This is a genomic window from Saonia sp., assembly GCF_056326165.1.
The window spans coordinates 215051-237729 of the sequence record NZ_JBWFBN010000002.1 but is presented as its reverse complement, the minus strand read 5'-3'; the positions used below and the strand labels follow the sequence as shown (position 1 = coordinate 237729).

The following is a 22679-nucleotide window of genomic DNA, read 5'->3' as shown; positions in this document are numbered from 1 at the left end:
TCTATTAGCCAAATTTAACTGAGAAATAAAATGTAGAACATGACCAATATCATTTTAAGTCATCAATATATTTTTCACTTTTATACTTAATTAAAATATTACATCATGGCAATAAATTTTAATCAATACGCTTCAGAGGGAAACAAATTTATAAAGGACTATACTTATGAATTGACACTCGGAGACGATACAGAAAAAGCAGGGCGCATACTTGTTTCTACTTTACATGCACTTAGAGATATTATTCCCATGCAGGAATCATTACAATTTATTTCGCAACTTCCTATGTTCATAAAAGCTCTTTATGTACATGGGTGGAGTTCCAAAAAGAAAAAGATTAAAATTAAACACCTTGCCGAATTTTTAGATTTAGTGAGACATCATGATGGTGCAGCAGCTGTGAATGATTTTGAATATAATGATGAGGTCGCCGAACGATATATTAAAACAACTTTTATTTTTTTAAGAAAATATATTTCGCATGGAGAAATGGAAGATATTATGGATAACCTTCCAAAAGAATTAAAACATATAATTTATTACAATGTTCTTTTTTAGAAAACAAAAATTAAAAAACATGAAAACAAAACTGTTTATAGCATTACTATTTATTAGCATATCCGCACTGGTTTCGGCTCAAACCATTGCTGAAATTGATGAAATAGCTCCTTTTAGTGAAGGTATGGCAGCCGTAAGACAAGATAATACTTGGGGGTTTGTAAATGAAGAAGGTGCCTTGATAATCGATTATAGAGACGATTTACATTGGAACAAGGATGCAAAATCAACAGGTATTGGAATTAATACGACTAAATACCCCCTTTTTAAGAATGGTCTTTGTATCATAAAAAAAATAGTGGAAAACATTCCTCATTATGGATTTATCAACTCCAAAGGAGAGCAAGTCATTGAGCCAAAGTTTTTAAATGTTTCTTCATTTAAAAACGGATATGCAACTGGTATTTATTATGAAAAAGTGTTTAGGGGGAACAATGAATTCAATCTTAAGATTTATGAGTATAAATTTCATGAAGTCCTCATAGACACATCTGGTGAAATTGTTGAATTTCTGGCCAGAAGGGATAATATCCAAATGGTTAGAAAAAGATATGAAGTTCCCAAAATAAGGTCAAAAATGATTGCTAAAAATTTGATTGCAATTCAATCAAATGATATGAATTGGGAAATAAAAAAATTAGAGCTTTAAACTTTATTTAAAACGACTTCAAGTTTTTTATTACCCTTTTAAGTTTTTCATTTACATCACTGGCAATATTAATCAAGGAAGAATTTTTAATGGCTTGCATAGACGCTATTGGGTTTACAGCGGATACTTCAACTGTTTCTTTTTCTCTTTCTTGAACAATTATATTACATGGAAGCATTGCCCCTATTTTATCCTCTGCACATAATGCTTTGTAAGCAAAATTTGGATTACAGGCTCCAAGAATTATATAGTTATAAAAATCAACATCCAATTTCTTTTTCAAGGTTTCTTTAATATCAATTTGGGTTAATACTCCAAACCCTTCTTTTTTTAATTCTAAAGTAACTTTTTCTATTGCATCATTAAAAGACACATTATTCAAAATATTTGTATAATAGTAATTCATCTTATCTGTGTATTATTAATTAATTCGTATAAATCTATTTTTTAACAAAATTATTTCTCCCAAATTAGTTTTAATAGTTTAACAATTTTATCCACATCAATTTCTTTTTCAGATTTTACCTCAATAATTCTCATAGTCTTTCCCTTACCTTCAAATAAGGCTATTTCTTCTTTTGATAGATTTTTAATAGAAAAACCCAAGTTGACATGGGTTTTTAGCGCAACCAAATAATATTTTCCTTCAGCATATGATGGAACACCCCATTTCATTTCCTCTTTTATATTGGGAAATGTTTTGAAAATAATATCTCTCAATTTACCGCAAATCTCTTTTTGAGGAGATTTTTGCTTTTCTATATATTCATCAACTTTTTTTTCTTTCATTTAAAAAATCCTTTTATCAATTCACTTTTAGTTTTAAATACTATTGATTATGATTTCTGTATATACAAAGTCATTAAATAATATATAAAACACTTTAGCCTTTCTCTAACATACTCTTCGTAATACTTAAAAATAATATGTTTGTTACACAACATATATGATAATTGTCATAGTCAAAAACCTATTTACTGAATATTTTCACTAAAAATAATTTTATATGAAAGGAGTGTTGAAATTAGGGAGTATTTCTAGGATTGGGATTGAGATTCACTGGACTTTTTCTTTACTTCTCATATGGATTGCCTATTTAGATTTTCAGAGAGGCGGAACCTTAAATAGTGCACTATTAAGTATTGCTTTTGTCCTTGTCCTATTTCTATGTGTTGTCTTACATGAACTTGGACATGCACAAATGGCAAGGAGGTTCAAAATAAACACAAAAAAAATAACGCTACTACCTATTGGCGGTGTTGCAATGATGGAGAAAATGCCAGAAAAACCAAAACAAGAGTTACTTGTAGCACTTGCTGGCCCTGCAGTTAATGTATTTATTGTATTTCTATTATCATTAATAGTACCTGTAAGAACATTTTTTAGTCTTGACGTGACTAATCTAGAAACACTTCTAAATACATCTACTCTAGACGTGTTTCTATTCTATCTTTTGATGGCCAATGTAATGCTTGTACTTTTTAACTTAATACCGGCCTTTCCTATGGATGGCGGAAGGGCTTTAAGGGCATTGTTATCATTTAAAATGAATAGAGTAAAAGCAACTTCTATAGCCGCCAGCCTAGGCCAATTTTTATCAATATTCTTCTTTATTCTAGGTTTTATATTTAATCCTTTTCTAATTTTAATAGCACTCTTCATTTTTATTGGGGCACAAGGTGAATATCAAATGGTAAAACAGAAGGATCTATTAAAAGGATATAAGGCCAAAGAGGCTATGTTGACTAAAATTAGTTTGCTAAAACCAAGTAACACTATGAAAGAAGTCATTGGTCTTGTCTTGGATACTACAGAAAAAGACTTTGTAGTAATGGATGGTGAAAATATTGTTGGAGTGTTACTGAATAAGGATGTCATTAAATATTCTAATCAACCTACGATGCAAGTACAAGATGTAATGAAAAGCTCTTTTAGAACTATAGATTCATCTGAAGAAATCAATAAAATATTTAACCTTTTTGGAAATGAAAGAAATGGATTCTTCCCTGTTCTCGAAAACAAAAAACTTGTTGGGGCTATAGACCTCACCAACATAAGTGAATTTATATTATTTAAGTCCAAATTAATTCAACCTTAAGTATTCATGTCAAAAATTAAAATTATCCTTCTTTTGAGTCTTGTTATTTCTTGTGGTACAAAGCAAGAAAAAATAAAGCCAGAGATAATGTCAATTACACAATCCATCTATGCATCGGCAACCGTACAACCAGATAGTTTATACCTGGCTTATGCAGCTGTTGCAGGTATTCTAGATGCAAACTTGGTTGAAGAAGGAGATGATGTTCTTAAAGGCTCTCCTATCTTACAAATTGTCAATACCTCACCAAAGCTTTCCGCCGAGAATGCAAGAGTTACAGTAGAATTAGCAAGAGACAATTACCAAGGTAGCTCAGCCTTACTAGTTGACCTTCAAGATCAAATAAATGCCGCTTCTTTAACACTTACCAATGATTCCATTAATTTTTTTAGGCAAAAAAATCTCTGGGAACAAAAAATAGGTTCTCAAGTTGAATATGATAACCGAAAGTTAGCATATGAGCTGTCTCAAAATAACCTAAAGCTTTTAAAAAGTAATTATACTAGAACAGAAAGGGAGCTAGCCGCAAAATTAAGGCAAGCGCAGAATAATTATGAAAGCTCACAGATATTAACCAAAGATTTTACTGTAATGAGTACAGTTAATGGTAGAGTTTATGCCTTATTCAAAAATCCGGGAGAAATTGTAACCACAATGGAACCCCTAGCATCTGTTGGTTCTAAAGATATTTTTATTCTTGAAATGTTGATAGATGAAGTAGATGTAATTAAAATTAAAGTAGGCCAAATAGCCATGATTACATTGGATGCTTATAATTCTCATGTATTTGAAACTAAAATCAATAAAATCTACCCAAGGAAAGATGAACGATCACAAACTTTTAAAGTTGAAGCCGTATTCATTAATCCTCCAGAAGTATTATATCCAGGACTATCTGGTGAGGCTAATATTATTATTGCCCAAAAAGAAAATGTTATGACCATTCCCAAGGAATATCTTATTGGAGAAAATAAAGTCTTAACGGAAAAAGGGGAAGTAGAAATTGAAACGGGATTAGAAAATTTGGAACATGTGGAGGTTTTAAAAGGACTAGATTCAGGAACATATATAATTAAACCTGAACAATGATAAACTGGAAAGTCATATTAAATATAGCCAAAACACATTTGGTTACTAAGCTTAAATCCACAATTACAGCTTCTCTTGGTGTAACTTTTGGCATTGGGGCCTATATAACCTTGGTAAGTTTTATGACTGGATTAAATACTATGTTAGATGATTTAGTTCTAAACCAAACGCCACATATTCATTTATATAATGAGATAGAGCCATCAGTTGCCCAACCAATTGAACTTCATGAGGAGTTTGAAAATGCATTTAATGTAATTCATTCCATAAAACCTAAAAGGAGTCAACAAAAAATTCATAATGCCCTTCCTATTCTTAACTATTTAAAACAGAAAGAAAATGTAAAAGGCGCAACACCCCAAATTAGAGCGCAGATATTCTATATCTCTGGATCTATTGAATTAGGCGGTAGTCTTACTGGAATTGATATTATGGAAGAAGTCCGATTATCCAGTATTCAAGATTATATTATTAAAGGTAGTCCTGAAGCTTTAAACAATAATGATAATGGCATTCTGTTGGGTTCCGGTTTAGCAAAAAAAATGTCACTTGGTGTTGGAGATAGAGTGCAAATAAGTACTATTAAAGGTGATATTTTTCCTTTAAAAATTGTAGGGATTTATCAAAGCGGAATTGCAGATATAGACAATATTCAAAGTTATGCCAATATAAAAACAGTACAACGAATTCAAGGAGTTGCACAAAATTTTGTTACGGATATCAATATAAAACTATATGATATTGTGCAAGCACCAAACATGGCAAATAGACTAGAAAAACAATTTAAGGTAAAAGCGACAGATGTTAATGAAGCAAATGCGCAATTTGAAACTGGTTCCAATATTAGAAATTTGATTACCTATGCAGTTTCCATTACCTTATTAATAGTTGCAGGGTTTGGAATCTACAACATTTTAAATATGCTCATCTATGAAAAGATGAAAGATATTGCTATTCTAAAAGCCACAGGTTTTTCCGGGTCTGATGTTCAACTTATTTTTATGAGTCAGGCTATGATAATAGGAGCCATTGGTGGAATTCTAGGACTATTGATAGGTTTTGGGCTTTCCAACCTAATAGATAATGTAGCTTTTGAGACCGAAGCTTTACCAACAATTACCACCTACCCCATCAACTACAATCCACTTTATTATATCATTGGAATAACATTTGCCTTAATATCAACCTTTATTGCTGGTTGGCTACCTTCCAATAAAGCAAGACGAATAGATCCAGTCCGAATCATAAGAGGAACTTAAAGAAATATCATGGGATTAGTGCTAGAAGCAAAAAATATCAATAAACATTTTAGAAAACCTGTGCTGTTTCATGTCTTAAAGGATATTAGCTTCAACATAAATAAAGGTGAGTTTGCATCAATCATGGGGAAATCAGGGTCAGGAAAATCCACTTTACTCTATATTCTATCTACTATGGATACAGATTACGAAGGACAGTTATTTCTGAATAAAGAATTGGTAACTGGAAAACCTCAACAAGAACTCTCTAGAATACGAAACAAACATATTGGTTTTGTTTTTCAGTTTCATTATCTATTATCAGAATTTAGTGTATTGGAAAATGTGATGCTCCCAGCTAAAAAACTAGCAGAGAAATCACATAAAGAAATTGAAAATGATGCCATTGAAAAATTGAAAATGCTCAACATTGGCCATTTGGCCAAGAAAAGAGCATCTAGAATTTCTGGAGGTGAAAAACAACGTGTTGCAATCGCTAGGGCATTGATAAATGACCCTTCAATTTTAATGGGTGATGAACCTACCGGTAATTTGGATAGCTATAATGCAGAAAATGTTTTTCAAATTTTTAAACAGTTGAAAGAAGAACAAGGGCTTTCTCTGCTTGTAGTTACACATGATGAGGACTTTGCTAAAAGAACCGACCGTATTATTCAAATGGAAGATGGGTACATCATTCAATAAACATAAGAACAATAATTGCCATTTATATAATTAGGTATCAAAGGAATATCTTATAGGTCCCCCTCTTCTTATCTCTTCACTAGCATAGGATTCAAATTGTCTAAAATTTTCCCGAAATGCCAACGCTAATTTAAATGCTGTCCTATAATAATCTTCGTGATTAGCCCAAGCAGACTTTGGACTTAGAATTTGTGAAGGAACACCTGGACAACTCCTTGGCTGCGCTGTTCCAAATACGGTATTAATATGATATGTATCACAGGAATAAGGACCCAAATCTCCATTTAAAGCTGCATTTATCATGGCTCTTGTATATTTTAATTTCACTCTTGTGCCAATACCATAAGAACCTCCTGTCCAGCCAGTATTAACCAACCACACATTTGTCTTGGTCTCTTTCATTTTACTTTGCAACATATCAGCATATTTAGTTGGATGCAATGGCATAAATGGTGCTCCAAAACATGCTGAAAATGAAGGAACAGGTTCTACAATCCCCTCTTCAGTACCAGCAACCTTGGCTGTATATCCAGAAATAAAATGATATGCTGCTTGCGGAGGGGTTAATTTTGAAATTGGAGGAAGTACTCCAAAGGCATCCGCTGTAAGAAAAAAAATATTTTTTGGTTTTTTTCCTATTGAAGGCTCCATTATATTCTCAATATGATATATTGGATAACTTACCCTTGTATTTTTTGTTATTTCTGCATTTGTATAATCGACCACATTGTTCTCTTTAAAAGCGACATTTTCAAGTAGGGCACCCTTTTTTATTGCTGCGTAAATTTCTGGTTCTTCTTCGCTTGAAAGGTTAATTACTTTTGCATAACAACCTCCTTCAAAATTAAATATGGTATTTTCATTTGTCCATCCATGTTCATCATCCCCAATCAATTTTCTACTGGCATCTGTAGATAGGGTTGTTTTTCCAGTTCCAGAAAGGCCAAAGAAAATAGCAGAAGTCCCATCTTCACCTGAATTTACCGAACAATGCATAGGCAAAGTTTCCATATAGGTTGGTAGAAGAAAATTTAAGGCAGAGAATATTCCTTTTTTGATTTCACCTGTATATCCAGTCCCTCCAATTAATACTATTTTTTTTGAAAAATTCAGAATTGCAAAATTATGTTGTCTTGTACCATCAATTTCTGGTTGCGCCTCAAAGCCTGGAGCATTGATAATAGTCCACTCTAGTTCAAACTTTTTTAATTCTTCTTTGGTAGGCCTTAAAAACATATTATAAGCAAACAAATTTGACCAGGGATACTCAGTAATTACTCTTAAATTCATTCTATATTTATCGTCAGCACAGGCGTAACAATCCCTTATATACAATTCTTTGTCATTTAAATAATGAAGCACTTTTTTATAAAGACTGTCAAATTGTTCTGGTTTAAAAGGAATATTCACATCTCCCCACCAGATTAGCTTTTCGGTAATATTATCCCTAACAATAAATCTGTCTTTAGGTGACCTACCCGTAAATTCTCCAGTATTTATTGCCAAAGCTCCTGTTGAGGTCTCCTTCCCTAAACCCTTTTGCAGAGTGATATCATGAAGTTCAGAAGCCGATAGTTGATAATGTGTTTTTTTGCCATTTAAGCCATTTGGTGTTAAACCCGACCATTCAATATTTGTTGTATTCATTTTATTTATTTTATTAAATTTTCTTTGCTTAGACTAAGAATTGGAACGGTACTTTTTGATACCATTAGTTTAACTATATCTCTATGGGTTAATGATTTGATAATTCTATTATTTTCTCTTTCCAACATACCAACAATATTGGCATTTATTTTCTTTGAATACTCTAACAATGTTTTAATAACATCTTCAGAGAATTCAATGTTAAATTTCATGGGTTTATAGAGAATTTTCTCTTGCAACAGTCCTCTAAACCACTCCATTTGCTCTTCACCAGCATAATCATTTTTTGTAGAAACATGAACAACTCTTATTGTGGCGTTAAAAGGTTTTGCAATGTGCTCAACTATAAACTGTATTGCCCAAATATCTGCATGTTCAAAATCTGTCGCATAAAGAATTGTTTCAATATTTGTGATATCCATAATCGACGGTACTGCAATTACTGGGCAAGGTGAGTTGTCTATTAAATTCTTGGTCGTGCTTCCCATAATAATTTCCTTTATTGCACTGCTCCCTTTAGTCCCAACTATAATTACTTCAGCTTTAACTTTTTTAGCTATTTCTCTTATACTTTCATCTGGAATAGGGTTTTCATCCACCACTAATTCAAGCTTTTTATTACTTGGCTTTATATTTATATGTTTTGCACAAAAAGCAGCTAGTTTTTCTCTATTATCCTTAAAAGATTTCTTTTCCATTTTGGCAGAAGTAAGGCTTACTGCACTTATCAGGACCCGGTTTATATCAAAGACATGAAGAACAATAAGTTTTCTATTTAACTTTTTACTCAACATTTCTGCCATTTTGAGGGCTGCCAATGAATTTTCTGAATAATCTGTAGCATATAGAACAGTTCTCATAATTAAGCTTATTTATAATATAAAATTATTTAAATGAGATTAGTTGTAATATGACCAAAGTCATATTAATTATAGTACACCCGTATTAATTTTATATCGTAAGAAGTGAAATGCCTTTAACAACAATATTTATTACTATGAAACACTTAAAAAAGATACTTATTGGGTTTTTAATACTGATAGGGTTATTCTTTGTATTTGCTATATGGTATAAATATCAATATTCCATGGATGAGATTATTGGCTACGAAGTGAATTCTGAAATAATCAATAAAAAACTTCTAATTGCTACTCAAGGAAGCGATTTTAAAAATAAATTAACCAATGAAATAGTAGAGTATTACAAATCGGATTCCACTTATATAAAAATTATTGACATTTCGTCTTTAAAGAATACCGAGTTAAATAATTATAATGCCATTTTAATATTACATACTTGGGAATACTCTAAGCCCCCATCAGTTATTCAGTCTTTTGTGGATAGTGGCATATACAACCCAGAAAATATGATTGTCTTTACCACATCAGGAGAGGGTTCCTATAAAATGGAAAATGTTGATGCCATAACTGGTGCATCAAAAATTGAAAACATTGATATTCATGTGAATGATATTGTACATAAATTAAACCTTATGATCAATAAAACCAATTAATAAAATAACATGAATGCTACCGTTGAAATTCAGAACTTAAAATGTAGAGGGTGTGGAAAAACTATTATAAGAAGACTTGATACCATTGAAGGAATTAGAAACATTGATGTCAATTTGGAAAATTCTACACTTTCCTTTGAGTATGATACATTACTAAATTTTGAAGAACTCAGAAGAAACCTCAGAAAAATTGGTTACCCAGTTACAGGTGACACTAACCATTTAACAACAAAAGCAAAGTCTTATATTGCATGCGCTATAGGAAAGGTTATAAAATAATTTACTACCCAATTCTCTTTTTTTAAAAAGAAATGATTAATGGTTTGAGGTATTGGTTTCGTTTTCATTATCCACTAAACCACTAAAAAAAAATAATGTTAAAATTGTGCCTACAACTCCAATTATAAGCCATAATATAATTAAAAAGGAATCTGGATTTAATTCTTGAATGTACATACTCAAGGACATTGCAGTTAATGCAATACCCAAAGTACTGGTTTTTGTAAGCATTATCCCAGTTAGCTTAATCCCATATTGTTTATTCCTAAAATATCCAATTAATGAAATCATCATTAACGGAATTACTATTGCCAAATCTAAACCATAAACGATTAATAATGGTTCTCCACTTGGTGTGTCTGATTTATAGTCTGACACAGTAATATGAGAAATAATATCTGATAACCATAGAAAACACAACATAGTTGAAATAATAAAAAGGTACGCCATAACTAGTCTTTTTATGTATTTATTTCTGATGTTATATCCCTTTTTCTCATTGAATATGTTTTTCAAAGAAATAAAAAGACCTATTATGGAAAGACTAAAAATTGGAAGATGAAAAAAATAAAGAAAAGTGAGCTCTGCCACTAATACAAAGAAAGCATACGTGTATACAAAATAGAGTAATACTCCACTTAAGACCATTTCCCATTTTTTAATTTTAATTGATTTATAATAAGAAACCAACATCAATGGAATAGCAACAAAAAATGTGGCAATATCTTGGCCTAACCACTGGGCATTTGCCCATTCCCCATCTAGGTATATATCATTATTAATAATGCTCATAGTGCATGATATAATTGCAAGAATTATAATGGAAAAAGTAATCTGTTTTAAATTATCTGTTTTTAACTTCATAATAAAAGTTGCTTCACAAGCTATATTTAATAGCCTTCATATCTATTAAGTTTTCTTTTTAAAACAGTTAATTCTTCATTTAGACTTTCTATCTTCTCCAAAAGATGATGAATTGCCTCTAAACCGTCAATGTTTATATTTAAATCATGATGCAATCTGACCATTTTTTCAAGTTTTGGTAATTCATCAGGATGAAAAAAAGGTTTTTCCTCCAAATAATTAATTTGTACAAGTTCATACTCACTAAGTGCAATAACAAAAGATTCATCAACATCATGGTTAAAGCAGAAATCCGTAATTGCAATATAATTTCCTATTTCCATATATCTTAAATTATAAATTTGTTTTTACCAATTCTTCAAATAATTCTTTTTGTTTATCAGATAATTTAGATGGCATTTTAATATTGTAAGAGACAAATAGGTCTCCAAAATCCCCTTCTTTCTTGTACTTAGGAAAGCCTTTTTTAGCTAACTTAACTTTACTCCCATTTTGGGTTTCTGGTTTTACTTTCATTTTAACTTTTCCATCAAGTGTGTCCAGTGTTATTTCACCACCCAACACTGCCTTAGTCAATGGCAAATCAACCGTTTTATATAGATTTGCTCCATCTCGTTTAAAATTGGTATTGTTAAGAATTGAGAATGTAATATAAAGGTCCCCTTTGGGTCCTCCATTAATACCTTCCCCTCCGTATCCCTTAATTTTAATTGTTTGACCATCTTCTACACCTGCAGGTATAGTCAAACGTATTTTTTTGTTATTTAAAGTTAAAGTCTGTTTATGAGATTTATATACATCCATTAAATTTAACTTTAGTTCTGCATTATAATCTTGTCCTCTATATCTTACACTCCTCCCCTGTGTTCTCGCACTTCCACCAAACATTGATTCAAAAAAATTTGAAAAATCGCCAGCCTGACCACTAGAATACGAATAGCCTTCAGGCCTCCTCTGTTGACGCCTTGAGCTTTTCGCATTTTCAAACTCCTCCGCATGCTGCCAATCTTTTCCATATTCATCGTATTTTTTTCGCTTTTCTGGATTACTTAATACTTCATTGGCCTCGTTAATTTGTTTAAACTTTTTTTCAGCTTCCAAATCATTTGGGTTAAGATCTGGATGATACTTTCTAGCCAGTTTTCGATAAGCCTTTTTTATATCTTTTTCAGAAGCTGCTTTCTCAATCTCCAATACTTTGTAATAGTCAATAAATTTCATAAAAATTAACCCATTTTATAACTATAAATATTATTAGTAAAATACTCAAAATCTCCTTCTTCTAAATTCCAAATAGCCTTCATAGATGTAGGAATATACAATCCGTCCATAACTTTATAATTATTCGCCTTTCCTGTAAAATACTCAAGAGTATCTTCTTTATATCTTTGTGCTTCAAAAGAAACTATTAATCCTTCTTTATTAAAACTAAAAACACCTTCAGTAGAAACGTCATTTATTGAAATGCGTGCTTTTACTGAATTTTCATCTATTTCTTCCCAACTTATATTTTTGGATAAGAATCCAGGAGGATAAAATATTAATTCTCCTAAATATCTACCCAAAGCACTAATGTCTGTTTTTATCCCCTTGGATAGCGCTATTTTCTTCAAACCGAATAAACTCACTTTTACTTCAGCTATTCCGTTAATACTTTTATCACTTATGAGTAATGGGTAAGCTTTTGCACTCCATATGAACCCAGGATGTATAGCAGTCATATACTGTGTTGCATTAAAGCTGGTCCATCCTTTTTGTGGGTTAGTCTTTATTTTTCCTATTTGTTTGAAAACCACGTTACAATCTTTACACATTCCTATAACTCCAACTTTCTCCATATATCTTTTCATAACAAATGGTAAATTCTCCAAATCTTCCTTGCTAATAAGGTTTTCTTTCTTATCGTACATATTAAACAGAAAATCTTTTTCCCTTTCCACAACAGCATTAAAATGATAAAGACCATAAAAGATTATGAAAGCAAATACCAAAACAACCACCAACACAATGTATAATATCATACTCATCCTTTTTAAGTATTAAACAAATTGAACAATAGTGTAGCAACACCTATTCCCATTAAAAGAAGAAGTACGAATTTCTTAAACTGAGCTTGTGTTATTTTATCCAATATTCTTTTTCCAATATAAGTCCCTATAATACTCACTACTATCAGTATGGGGATTAAATAAAGATCATGCATATGCACATACCCATTATAGGTATAAATTATGCTTCTACTAAAATCTATCCCTAAATCTATTACAGCAGAAGTAGCAATGAATTTATTCTTATTTAAATTAAAGGCAGTCATTGTAGCTCCCCTTATGGCCCCATCTGTCCCCAATAACCCTGCAAAAAAACCGGATAAAGTTCCGCCAATAATTGCATTTCCATTTGAAGGTTTTACGACAATATTTCTTTTGACAATAAATATTAAACTAAATAAAATAAGAAAACCACTTAAAGCATACATTAATAATTCAGGGTTAATATATTTACTTATAAAGGCTCCAATAGATACAAACAATACTGCTGGTATGCCTAAATATATTGCGAGTTTCTTATCAAATCCTTTTTTAAAAAAAGCAATTTTAGTGATGTTACTTGAAAGATGAAATAAAGCCGTTACTCCTAAAACAGTTTGAAAATCTAAAAAATAACTGGCCATAGGTACAAAAAAAACAGAGGAGCCAAAACCTCCTACTGTTCCAAAAATTTCAGCCAAAATGGAGAGAATAATAAAAAGTGGTGAAAACTTATCTAACATTCAATGATTTTTCTATTTCAAATCTAATATTTGAAAACATTATTGAATATGATAAATATCATCTTGAGCCTAATACGCCATAACTGTTTTTTTTTAACACCAAAAAATCATCAAATATCTATGAAGAGTTAATACTAAAAGTTATTATTATAAGTTCTGAATTAACCCTTCCTTTTCTAATTGTAGAACAATTTTATCAACATAATCTTCAATAGTGGTGCTAATTGTTTGCGGGTTGGTAATATCAAAAGACCCCACCCATATTAAAGACTTATTTTCATCTTCATCGAAACCATAAATAGAAGTTTCAACGTGATAAACTTTATAATTATCATAATACTCTGGATTAAAATATATATCCTGATATCTGTAATAATAATGTCCAAATCGCACGTAATGATTTCCATAACTATAATAACCACGAGTATAACCTCTATTTTCATCCACTCCCTTTACAGCAGTTATCATAATAGCATCAAAGCCATCCATACCAAGCTGGTCTATCATTTGTTTAATTTCTTCTTCGCTTTTTTTAGCTTCAATAAATGAAGTCCCAAGTGCTTTACCACTTTCAACACTATTGATATTTCTTCGCCGAAGAGCGTTTTTTAAATTCTCTTCAAAAATTTTCTTGGCTGTTAAACTATTTGTCATTCCAACAACCAATAATTTATTAGGATTAAATGTTGTTATTTCAGGATTTTTCCAACTCTCAACAAAACGGGTTGAAGAACAAGATATAAGAGTTAAGAATCCAAATAAAAGAAATATACGCTTCATAATAGATTATTTTAGTTTATAAAACTATCCTAATCTTCCACCTTAGACAATGATATATATCATCCAAAACATTATGTGAATGGGTATTTTTTTTCTTCTAAAGATAATCCCGTGGTTTTAGATAATAATTGTTTTAATTTTTTAGTGGTAGTAGCATCAATTAAATTTAATACCTTAACATTACAGAGTTTTTCTACCATTTGTATACCAGCTAATGTATTAGATGTTGCTCCAGTCACTATATCTGGTACAATATCAAATGCCTTCATAAGACCATAGACTGCATATGGGTCAGAAGCACTTAAAATAGTACATTTTACTTGCTCTCTTATAGCATTAATTGCTAAATCACCATTATATGGTTCTAAAGGCGAAGCACCAATTTCAACGATAGCCACATCTGCCTTTTCTTTGGCAATTAGACTCAAAAGCTGATCTAATTTAATTTTATACTCTTCTCTGGGGCAAATAGATGAGGGAAGGCCAACATCTACAAAATCCAAAACTGCATGAGCTCCGGCATCCTTAATGGCTATTATGTCTTTTAATCTCCCTGCACCTGTAAGCTTGGCGCCTACAACTTTGTGCCCTGCGAGTTTAAATAAGTTAGTAGCTATCCTAGCTGAAGTAGTTTTACCAGCCGACATTGATGTTCCTACAAAAAGCACCACTGGGGTATCAAACACTATTTTCTTGATGGGTTTTACAAAATAATCCATTGTAAGTCGTGTATCTCCCCTAAATGCATGACCTATATATTTAACTTTTATCATGCGAGGCATAAAAACTGACTTAGAAGTCAATCTTCCTAGAAGCCCTGCTCCAGTTAAGACATGCATTTTTAAGTCATCTTCCACATTTCTCCATGTGCCAGTTGCTTCCAGTGTTGCGAAACGCTCACCTAAGGCTCCCACTATGAATTCTCCACCAATCACCCCACGCATTCGACCATTGGGAAGTTCCAATCGTAAGATTTCACTACCTACATTTACAATTTCACAAATTACATAATCACCTGTTTTCCATTGTTTTTTGGGCAACTTTTTAAGCGTAAATTCTTTTTCTTGTAAATCGGAAATACGGGTAAGAGATGTATAAATATATTTATGGTTCATGATTTTTTATTTAATGGTTCAGTAATTAGTAAAAGTGTTAGCAAGGCTGTTCTTTCAATTAGCTTACTTGATATTATATATTCATGCTCAGCATGTGCTCCATCCCCAGGTGTTCCCAATCCATCTAAAGTTGCCGTAAACAAACTTGTAGTATTACCATCAGAACCACCGCCAGCAGTAGCTTGCTTAAGCTCAATTCCTAATTGTTTACCTTTAAACTTGGCTACTTCCCACAACTTTTGATTGCGCATATTTTTTTCCATGGGCCTTCTTCCAATTCCTCCTTCTACATATAATACTACATTTTTTAGATAGGGCTTTAATCCTTTTATTTTTTTAGTTATGTAATTCCCATCTGCTTCTTTTAGTACCCTAACATCTACTACCGCTTTGCTACTAGGAGCAACAACATTTGGAGAAATTCCACCCTCAATCATTCCTACGTTTACCGTAATACCCTTTTCTAAATCGTTCATGGTATATAATTTTTGTACTTGATGTGATAACTCTACAATTGCATTGATTCCTTTCTTGGGATCTAATCCAGCATGAGCTGCTTTACCTTCTACCGTGATTGTGAATCTTCCTATTCCTTTTCTGGCTGTCTTTAATTTCCCTTCCAACTCAAGTGGCGGTTCTAAAACAAAGGCGCGGTTCGATATTTTAGCCAATTTTACGATACTATTTGTGGATTCCCTACTTCCTATTTCCTCATCCGAATTAATCAAAACAATCGGAGTTACGGATAAGGACAAATTCAATTCTTTTATGGCTTTGAGTGTAAAAATAAGCTGTGTTAATCCTGATTTCATATCATAAATTCCAGGACCTTTTATCTTGTCTTTGATTTGCACAATGGGCATTTGGGACAAGGTGCTTTCTGGCCAAACAGTATCACAATGCCCAACCAATAATTGCAATGGAAGTTTTTTATCTCTATTTATAGGGCGGGCATACAAATAACCTCCTGTTTTATTGCCTGGAACATGTATAGCATAATATCCCAGCGCTTCTAATTCATTCTTTATAAAAGTTAATATTACATGCTGCATTTTAACCTCTAGCGAAGGAGTTTCCATCGCAACGAGTTCTTTTAAAAAGCGAATCATTTCCTCCTCATGAGACTTTAAATATTTTTGTATATCATTTATAACATTCATAGATTCCTTTATGACTTAAAATCCTTTGGAAATGGAAAATTGAATGTTTCCGAAATATTGGCAAATCTCCCGCTGGCAACATAAGCCAATAATGGATGTTCATAAATCTGTTGTTGCTCATCTTTTTCTGAAACCCTTTGGTAATCTTTATGTACGAATGCAGCTTTCACCTTACCCGTTATAAAACTAAATTCATCAAAGCCATCAATGATTTGGAACAGTTCACATTCTAAATACAAGTATGAATTTTTTATAAATAGCGAATCAATAGTAGTGGTCTTAATCGTAGGCAGGGATTGTAAAATACTTTTAACACCTGATTCATCCTCACAACGGGGTGATGCACTTAAAGAAGCCAATACAACTTGATTGGGTAATGGAAAACTGACTGAAAACTCCCTATTTTCATTAACATTATGGTATGTGGAATGATTGGGAGTACATACAAAACCAAAATAGTTTGATGACCCTATAGGAGTAGCCATATGTTTTGGAGCTAAATCATAACCACTACCCTCTTTGGTACCTACTACAATTAAAGGAGCAATTGTAAAAAAACGATTCCAAATGGGCAATGAAGTGTCCAACGCAATAAAATCTTTTTGTTTTTCCATTTTTTAAAAATTCAATAGAACAATTTACAAAGTGTAAGTCTCCCATAAGGTGATTTTTATCAGGAAAAATGGACAAGAAAAAGTAGAACTACTTGCACAGTATATTCTTAATACCAAATACTATTTTGATATTCTTTCTTCCTTGAATTTGCTTCCCGGTTTTTCATTATCATATAGGTATTATCTAACTGCATACTTCTATAGCCTAGTAGATGAAAAATTTTCTTGGCAATAAACTTTGTGATTTTTAAATTAACTATTAATATGTCACGCTTTTTAGATACCCAGGAAACACCAGGCAATAATGGCAATATATAATCCGCATGAATAGTACGCAAAAAGGTAGATAAGTTCAGAAATATGAATGGTATGGGTTTAATTATAAAAAAACCATCATCCCCTTGTTTTTGGTATAAAGGCATAAAAATTTCACCGTATTGAGGCACTAAAACTTTCTTTCCATTACTAATGGCAATTTCTTGATTTTTATGAATAGGTTCAAAATTGATGAATCCCTCTTTCATGGTAAAAACTTCCTTTTCTTTAATTTTATAATGATAAACTATTTCATAAAATTTAGTCAAATCTTTTGTCGCGTTGGTCAATAGTTTATAATGGGCATCAAAATCCACTTGGGATTTATCAATATTTCCAGAAAATACTATGGTAAGATAAATGAAGGCAATATGGTTTTCTATGGAAGATACTGCATCATGCTGACCAGATTCAAAACCAAAGGCTACATACCCCAGCTGGTTAATATAGTTTAATAAGGGACCCTCCAAATATTCTTCTATTCCTAATAGTAATGGCACAGGATATTGTTGGGTAAATTTTCTATTCAACAAATTATCATTGACAGTAGCAAAGGGCTTTGTTTCACTGGAAGTAGTATGTAAGTCCACAAAATAAAATGGCCCACTTTCGGTTTTCAGAATTTCTGATATGGTCTTGTATATATCCAATTGCTGAATAGCTTCCAAACTTTTTAAATGGTCTTCTCCCCTTGTCATTTGATCTATGTTATCATTGGTCCAGAGACGATTTAAATCTTCGTTATGGTAGCGAATCCCTTTTTCCAATGCAGTTAAATTGCCTGCAATAGCATACATATTTCCTTTGAAGGATGCGTGTTTTGAGTTTAAATTTTCCAAAACTTTGTGTAAAGCAAATACGCCAGAAGGTTCATTACCATGAATACCTCCAGTAAAAATTACGGTTGGACCAGATTGCTCTCCCTTAATACTACCTATAATACGATTTACTTGAATAGATTTTTCTAAAGCCTTACTATAAACAATTGCCATATTATATGCCAGTAATATCGTTTTTTGTGATTATTCCAATGAGGTTATAGTTTTGTATAACTGGAAGGCAACCAATCTCATGCTCCTTCATTAATTGAATGATTTTCTTAATTGGCACCTCAGAGGTAGTGGTTATTATATCTGTTATCATGATATCTGCTACTATAACATCACTTTGGTTTGATTGGGCCTTAATGTATTTCATCATGTGAGACCAGGTTAACAATCCACATAATTCACCTTCATCGTTCTCAACAGGAACATGGTGAATGTTTTTCCACTGCATTATACTAGTGGCCATATCTGCCAAATCATTTTCATTTACTGTAAAAAGTTGCTTAGACATTATGTGTTCCGCCAAGTGTGCATGTTCCACATCTTTTGAGATATTTTCTACCATTGGCCATTCATGAATTGGTAATTGCCCCTGTTGGTTTTCATAAATGGATTTGGTCAAAATTACCAAAGCATCATCCTGTTTCATTTCCTTTTTAAGCTGACGATAGTTTTCAATACTCCACTTGGCACCTGTCATACCAATTGTACGTTTTTCTATAATCCTAAGAAACTTTTCTATATCGTCCTTATTAATACATGTTTTTTCTAAACCAGAATATGCAATTGGAAGCAATTCTTTAACAATAAGTTCAGAAGTTGGGATGCTCTTACCCATCCATTGCATAACACTATCTATACCAGTTCTTGCAGATTTTATAAAATTAGACTTTACGCCCTTAAAATCCATTCTATTGGGCATATCATCAAATTCTGACGGTCTACCTATCATTAATCCTACCCAAAAGGCAAAGTTGGCCATTTCATCCAATACAGTTGGTCCAGCGGGAATATATCTATTTTCAATACGTACATGGGCTTTTTTCTCTCCGTGTCCATAACAAGGGCGATTCCAACGATAGATAGTACCATTATTTAATGCCAAAGCTTTAAGTTTGGGTATATTTCCGTTTTCCAGCTCTTCAAGGGAATTTTTTTCTATATGAGTTCCCAACAATACTTCATATCTTGAAATATCATCCTTGAAAATATCAGCAATTGAGCCAGATGCCCAATGGTTTCCAAAACTTACACGTGCCTCTTTGTCTTTTAGAGAATATGAAGAACTTCTTGTATCTATACTTTGTTGAAAAAGTGCAATGCGTGTTTCATTCCAAAGTTCTCTACCTAGAAGCAATGGAGAATTGGCTGAAATACCCATAACTGGACCAGATATAGCCTGTGCCCAATTATAACTTGGCACAAAGTCTTCTGGAGAAATTTGAAGGTGAATCTGAAAACTGGTATTACAAGCTTCAAACAAAATTGAATCGTGAATTATAGAAAGCTCGTCCACTCCCCTAATGTGAAGCTCCAAATCCTTTTTTCGCATCTGTCTTACTGTTTCGTTTAACAACTGGTATCTTTGACTTGGTGTCATATATTCCAACTGAAGCTCGTTTTTACTAATTGTGGGCAATATTCCTGTAAGCAATATCTTAGTTTCCTGCTCTTTTGCCACCAAAGAGGCTTTCTTCAACAAATCCCTCAACTGATTTTCAGCTTTAGAAAAACAATTACCTTTTAATTCCAAAGGATCCAAATTAATTTCAAGGTTATAAAGAGCCATCTCCGTAGTAAAATGTGGGTCATTAATTGCTTTAAGAATAGCCATTGCATTCTTTGTTGGGCGCCAATTTTCATTGACCAAACAAAACTCCTGCTCTGAGCCAATTCGGTTGATACCAGTTTCTATCAACCCTTTTTCCAACATTAGCTCCAAAGCCTTTACATCGTTCAACAGATGTCTCACAAATTCTGCCCTTGTCTCTCTATCAATTTTATTTACTTGATGTGTTCCCATTTTTAAGGTGCTAAATTTTTCGTAGGTTCTTTAGAATTAGAAACAATCCATTCATAGAGTTCATCCACATCTTCCTTTCTACAAAGTTCCGAGCCTGGGGTTATTGTGGCCGCAGTACCGCATGCCACCCCATACTTTATCATTTCACTATATGTTTTTCCTTCTGCCAAAGCAAGTGCCATACCTGCCAACATACTATCACCAGCACCAATTGTACTTATTGGTAATACCGTAGGTGCAGAAATATATTGAGTGTTATCCTTAGTTACCAGTAATGCCCCCTTTGCACCCAAAGAGATAACCATAATTTCACACGGGTATTCTTTTATATATTTCTTAGCCAAGGATTCAAGGTTGTTAGAAGTAATTACATCAATACCGCATAGTGCGCTCAACTCCCCTAAATTGGGTTTCAATAGAAATACACCTTCGCCAACACCATTACTTAAAGCTTGTCCAGATGTATCCAAAATATACCTGACTTTTTTACCTTTAGCTATTGACGCCACATTAGCATAAAAATCTTGTGGCATTCCGGGCGACAGGCTTCCACTAGCAACCAAGTAGTCCCCTTCTCTCAAAACATCTTCTAAATTACCCAACGCCTGTTTCCATTCCTGTTCTTTTATTTCTGGACCAGGCATTCCAAATCTATATTGCAAATTGGTATTTGTATCGGTAACCGCTAGGTTTTCCCTAGTACAATTTTCAATGGGGACTATCTGCTGCAGAATATTGGCTTTAGTTAGTATTTTTTTTAAATGGATTCCCGTAGGTCCTCCAGCTAAATACATACATAGTGAATCTCTACCAAGCTCCTTTATTACTTTTGATATATTTATTCCACCACCCCCTGCTTCATAAACAGGCTCAACACAACGCAATTTTTTATTTGGTTCAATGCCAGCCACAGTAGTACTTTTATCTATAGCTGGGTTTACCGTAAGTGTAATTACTTTTTTCATTTTTTTACTATTACCCAAATATAATTTTCTCTATTATACACACATATGATAAATGTCATTGTTGTAAAATGACATCAGAAATACTTTCGTTTTTTAATTGTATAAATAAGTTGTTTTTAAAACAGAACTAGAACATGCTATACCAAGTATAAAAAAATGTAATTTCAATACAAACACAATAAACTATGACCGTTCATTACTTTGGCCAAGAAAATTCACTATTAAATCAATTTGTAGCTGAAATAAGAGATGTTAAAATACAGAAGGATACCATGCGCTTTCGAAGAAATATAGAACGCATTGGAGAGATTTTAAGCTATGAAATGAGCAAAACCTTGAATTATCAAAACAGAATAATCCAGACCCCGTTTGGTACTAAGGAAATATCACTACCAAAAGATGAACTAGTACTTTGTTCTGTATTACGGGCTGGACTACCTCTTCACCAAGGCCTGTTAAATTATTTTGATAGCGCAGAAAATGCCTTCATTTCTGCTTATAGACATCATCCTTTAGGTGATGATAATTTTGAAGTAATTGTAAAATATTTTGCTGCTCCATCTTTAGGTGGAAAAACCTTGGTGTTAACAGACCCTATGTTGGCTACTGGAAAGACATTGGAAAATGTATTTAGAACGTTACAATCCCATGGCAAACCAAAACAAATACACATAGTATCTGTAATTGGATCCCAAGCTGGGGTGGAGTATATTAAAAAAAATTTCCCTAAGAACACTCATTTATGGATTGCAGCCATTGATGAAGAGTTGACAAGCAAAGGTTATATAATTCCTGGACTTGGGGATGCCGGAGATCTTTCCTTTGGGGTAAAACTATAAGGCTCTTTCTTTATACCATCATATAATTTTGTAATCCTGACCTAGGTCATTTCAAGAATATTGACATGATTCTACCTTAGCATTATTAAATTGTTTAATCTTAAAAATATAAAATTATGTCACTAGTAAAATTTAAAAGAAGGCCATTTGGAAATCTTATTTCACAGGATTTTTTTGATATGGATGATTTTTTTGACAATCGTTCATGGAGTAAGAATTTGTTGTCTGATAATTTTTGGAATGGAAAAACCGCAGAACCTGCATTGAACATTAAAGAAACAAACGACAAGTTTGAAATTGAATTGGCTGCTCCAGGATTTTCCAAAAAAGATTTTAATGTCACCATTGATGATGGATGCCTCAATATTTCTGCAGAAAAATCCAGCTCTGAAGAAGAAAAAGATGAAAACTATACTCGAAGAGAATTTAGTTATAATTCTTTTGAAAGATCGCTTCTATTACCAGATAGTATAAAAGAAGAAGAAATCAAAGCCAAATACAATGATGGAATTCTAAGTTTTAATCTTGTAAAAAAAGAAGAGGCCAAAAAACAACCACCAAAGGTGATTGAAATAGCTTAATTCTATACTGTTCTAAAATGCCCCTTAATGAACCTACTTGTATCCATCTG

General features: G+C 32.5%; 26 protein-coding genes. 10 read left to right on the top strand and 16 right to left on the bottom strand.

Annotated elements, in window-relative coordinates:
- The first annotated feature begins 105 nt into the window (after window positions 1–105).
- Together AC000W_RS03750 and AC000W_RS03745 are read left to right on the top strand one after the other, a co-directional pair.
- Window positions 106–558 (top strand): DUF2267 domain-containing protein, encoded by a 453-nt coding sequence (locus AC000W_RS03750; protein ID WP_474746145.1) that lies wholly within the window; start codon window positions 106–108, stop codon window positions 556–558.
- 19 nt (window positions 559–577) lie between these two features.
- A complete protein-coding gene (locus AC000W_RS03745) occupies window positions 578–1207 on the top strand; it encodes a WG repeat-containing protein (protein ID WP_474746143.1) in 630 nt (209 codons plus the stop codon).
- A 7-nt stretch (window positions 1208–1214) separates the two neighbouring features.
- Here the strand turns inward: AC000W_RS03745 and AC000W_RS03740 are convergent, their stop codons facing one another.
- Together AC000W_RS03740 and AC000W_RS03735 are read right to left on the bottom strand one after the other, a co-directional pair.
- Window positions 1215–1613, bottom strand: a complete 399-nt coding sequence (locus tag AC000W_RS03740; protein ID WP_474746141.1) for a DUF302 domain-containing protein — start codon at window positions 1611–1613, stop codon at window positions 1215–1217.
- A 50-nt stretch (window positions 1614–1663) separates the two neighbouring features.
- On the bottom strand, window positions 1664–1996 hold the full coding sequence (locus tag AC000W_RS03735) for a DUF1801 domain-containing protein (protein ID WP_474746139.1): 333 nt from the start codon (window positions 1994–1996) through the stop codon (window positions 1664–1666).
- 217 nt (window positions 1997–2213) lie between these two features.
- Here AC000W_RS03735 and AC000W_RS03730 point away from each other — a divergent pair, with 217 nt between their 5' ends.
- The 4 genes from AC000W_RS03730 to AC000W_RS03715 are packed head-to-tail and all read left to right on the top strand — an operon-like array spanning window position 2214 to window position 6337.
- Entirely contained in the window at window positions 2214–3305 is a 1092-nt protein-coding gene (locus AC000W_RS03730) for a site-2 protease family protein (RefSeq protein ID WP_474746137.1), read from the top strand.
- Between the two features lie 6 nt (window positions 3306–3311).
- Window positions 3312–4394 (top strand): efflux RND transporter periplasmic adaptor subunit, encoded by a 1083-nt coding sequence (locus AC000W_RS03725; protein WP_474746135.1) that lies wholly within the window; start codon window positions 3312–3314, stop codon window positions 4392–4394.
- The gene (locus tag AC000W_RS03720) at window positions 4391–5653 is read left to right on the top strand and encodes an ABC transporter permease (protein ID WP_474746133.1); all 1263 of its coding nucleotides are present in this window, start codon (window positions 4391–4393) and stop codon (window positions 5651–5653) included. Before AC000W_RS03725 ends, AC000W_RS03720 begins: the two co-directional genes overlap by 4 nt.
- A 9-nt stretch (window positions 5654–5662) precedes the next feature.
- Window positions 5663–6337, top strand: a complete 675-nt coding sequence (locus AC000W_RS03715) for an ABC transporter ATP-binding protein (RefSeq protein ID WP_474746131.1) — start codon at window positions 5663–5665, stop codon at window positions 6335–6337.
- 30 nt (window positions 6338–6367) lie between these two features.
- Here AC000W_RS03715 and pckA read toward each other — a convergent pair whose 3' ends face one another.
- Entirely contained in the window at window positions 6368–7984 is a 1617-nt protein-coding gene (pckA, locus tag AC000W_RS03710; protein WP_474746129.1) for a phosphoenolpyruvate carboxykinase (ATP), read from the bottom strand.
- 5 nt (window positions 7985–7989) lie between these two features.
- On the bottom strand, window positions 7990–8844 hold the full coding sequence (locus tag AC000W_RS03705) for a universal stress protein (protein WP_474746127.1): 855 nt from the start codon (window positions 8842–8844) through the stop codon (window positions 7990–7992).
- A 137-nt stretch (window positions 8845–8981) separates the two neighbouring features.
- Between AC000W_RS03705 and AC000W_RS03700 the strand changes: the two genes are divergently transcribed.
- Window positions 8982–9497: a hypothetical protein gene (locus AC000W_RS03700; RefSeq protein WP_474746125.1), complete on the top strand. Its 516-nt coding sequence runs from the start codon at window positions 8982–8984 to the stop codon at window positions 9495–9497.
- A 9-nt stretch (window positions 9498–9506) separates the two neighbouring features.
- Window positions 9507–9776 (top strand): heavy-metal-associated domain-containing protein, encoded by a 270-nt coding sequence (locus tag AC000W_RS03695; protein ID WP_474746122.1) that lies wholly within the window; start codon window positions 9507–9509, stop codon window positions 9774–9776.
- Window positions 9777–9812: 36 nt separating this feature from the next.
- Here the strand turns inward: AC000W_RS03695 and AC000W_RS03690 are convergent, their stop codons facing one another.
- The 12 genes from AC000W_RS03690 to AC000W_RS03635 form a co-directional block, all read right to left on the bottom strand.
- Window positions 9813–10640, bottom strand: a complete 828-nt coding sequence (locus AC000W_RS03690) for a hypothetical protein (RefSeq protein WP_474746120.1) — start codon at window positions 10638–10640, stop codon at window positions 9813–9815.
- Between the two features lie 26 nt (window positions 10641–10666).
- On the bottom strand, window positions 10667–10963 hold the full coding sequence (locus AC000W_RS03685; RefSeq protein ID WP_474746119.1) for a chaperone modulator CbpM: 297 nt from the start codon (window positions 10961–10963) through the stop codon (window positions 10667–10669).
- A 10-nt stretch (window positions 10964–10973) separates the two neighbouring features.
- Window positions 10974–11861 carry a DnaJ C-terminal domain-containing protein gene (locus tag AC000W_RS03680; RefSeq protein WP_474746117.1) on the bottom strand — a complete coding sequence of 296 codons (888 nt, stop codon included), beginning with the start codon at window positions 11859–11861 and terminating at the stop codon, window positions 10974–10976.
- Between the two features lie 5 nt (window positions 11862–11866).
- A complete protein-coding gene (locus AC000W_RS03675; RefSeq protein ID WP_474746115.1) occupies window positions 11867–12661 on the bottom strand; it encodes a DUF6544 family protein in 795 nt (264 codons plus the stop codon).
- Between the two features lie 11 nt (window positions 12662–12672).
- Entirely contained in the window at window positions 12673–13410 is a 738-nt protein-coding gene (locus AC000W_RS03670) for a sulfite exporter TauE/SafE family protein (RefSeq protein WP_474746113.1), read from the bottom strand.
- Between the two features lie 147 nt (window positions 13411–13557).
- Window positions 13558–14190, bottom strand: coding sequence for a hypothetical protein (locus tag AC000W_RS03665; protein ID WP_474746111.1), 633 nt, complete (start codon window positions 14188–14190; stop codon window positions 13558–13560).
- Between the two features lie 71 nt (window positions 14191–14261).
- The gene (locus AC000W_RS03660; protein WP_474746109.1) at window positions 14262–15305 is read right to left on the bottom strand and encodes a hypothetical protein; all 1044 of its coding nucleotides are present in this window, start codon (window positions 15303–15305) and stop codon (window positions 14262–14264) included.
- A complete protein-coding gene (locus AC000W_RS03655) occupies window positions 15302–16465 on the bottom strand; it encodes a M20 family metallopeptidase (RefSeq protein WP_474746107.1) in 1164 nt (387 codons plus the stop codon). The genes AC000W_RS03660 and AC000W_RS03655 overlap by 4 nt, the downstream gene beginning before the upstream one ends.
- 8 nt (window positions 16466–16473) lie before the next feature.
- Window positions 16474–17079, bottom strand: coding sequence for a flavin reductase (locus AC000W_RS03650; protein WP_474746105.1), 606 nt, complete (start codon window positions 17077–17079; stop codon window positions 16474–16476).
- Window positions 17080–17186: 107 nt separating this feature from the next.
- A complete protein-coding gene (locus AC000W_RS03645; RefSeq protein WP_474746103.1) occupies window positions 17187–18386 on the bottom strand; it encodes a M14 family metallopeptidase in 1200 nt (399 codons plus the stop codon).
- A gap of 1 nt (window position 18387) precedes the next feature.
- Entirely contained in the window at window positions 18388–20244 is a 1857-nt protein-coding gene (locus AC000W_RS03640) for a CBS domain-containing protein (RefSeq protein WP_474746101.1), read from the bottom strand.
- Between the two features lie 2 nt (window positions 20245–20246).
- The gene (locus tag AC000W_RS03635) at window positions 20247–21209 is read right to left on the bottom strand and encodes a 1-phosphofructokinase family hexose kinase (protein ID WP_474746099.1); all 963 of its coding nucleotides are present in this window, start codon (window positions 21207–21209) and stop codon (window positions 20247–20249) included.
- Between the two features lie 185 nt (window positions 21210–21394).
- Here AC000W_RS03635 and upp point away from each other — a divergent pair, with 185 nt between their 5' ends.
- Both upp and AC000W_RS03625 read left to right on the top strand, forming a co-directional pair.
- Entirely contained in the window at window positions 21395–22048 is a 654-nt protein-coding gene (gene upp, locus AC000W_RS03630; protein ID WP_474746098.1) for a uracil phosphoribosyltransferase, read from the top strand.
- Between the two features lie 116 nt (window positions 22049–22164).
- Window positions 22165–22629, top strand: a complete 465-nt coding sequence (locus tag AC000W_RS03625) for an Hsp20/alpha crystallin family protein (RefSeq protein ID WP_474746096.1) — start codon at window positions 22165–22167, stop codon at window positions 22627–22629.
- Window positions 22630–22679: the final 50 nt, after the last annotated feature.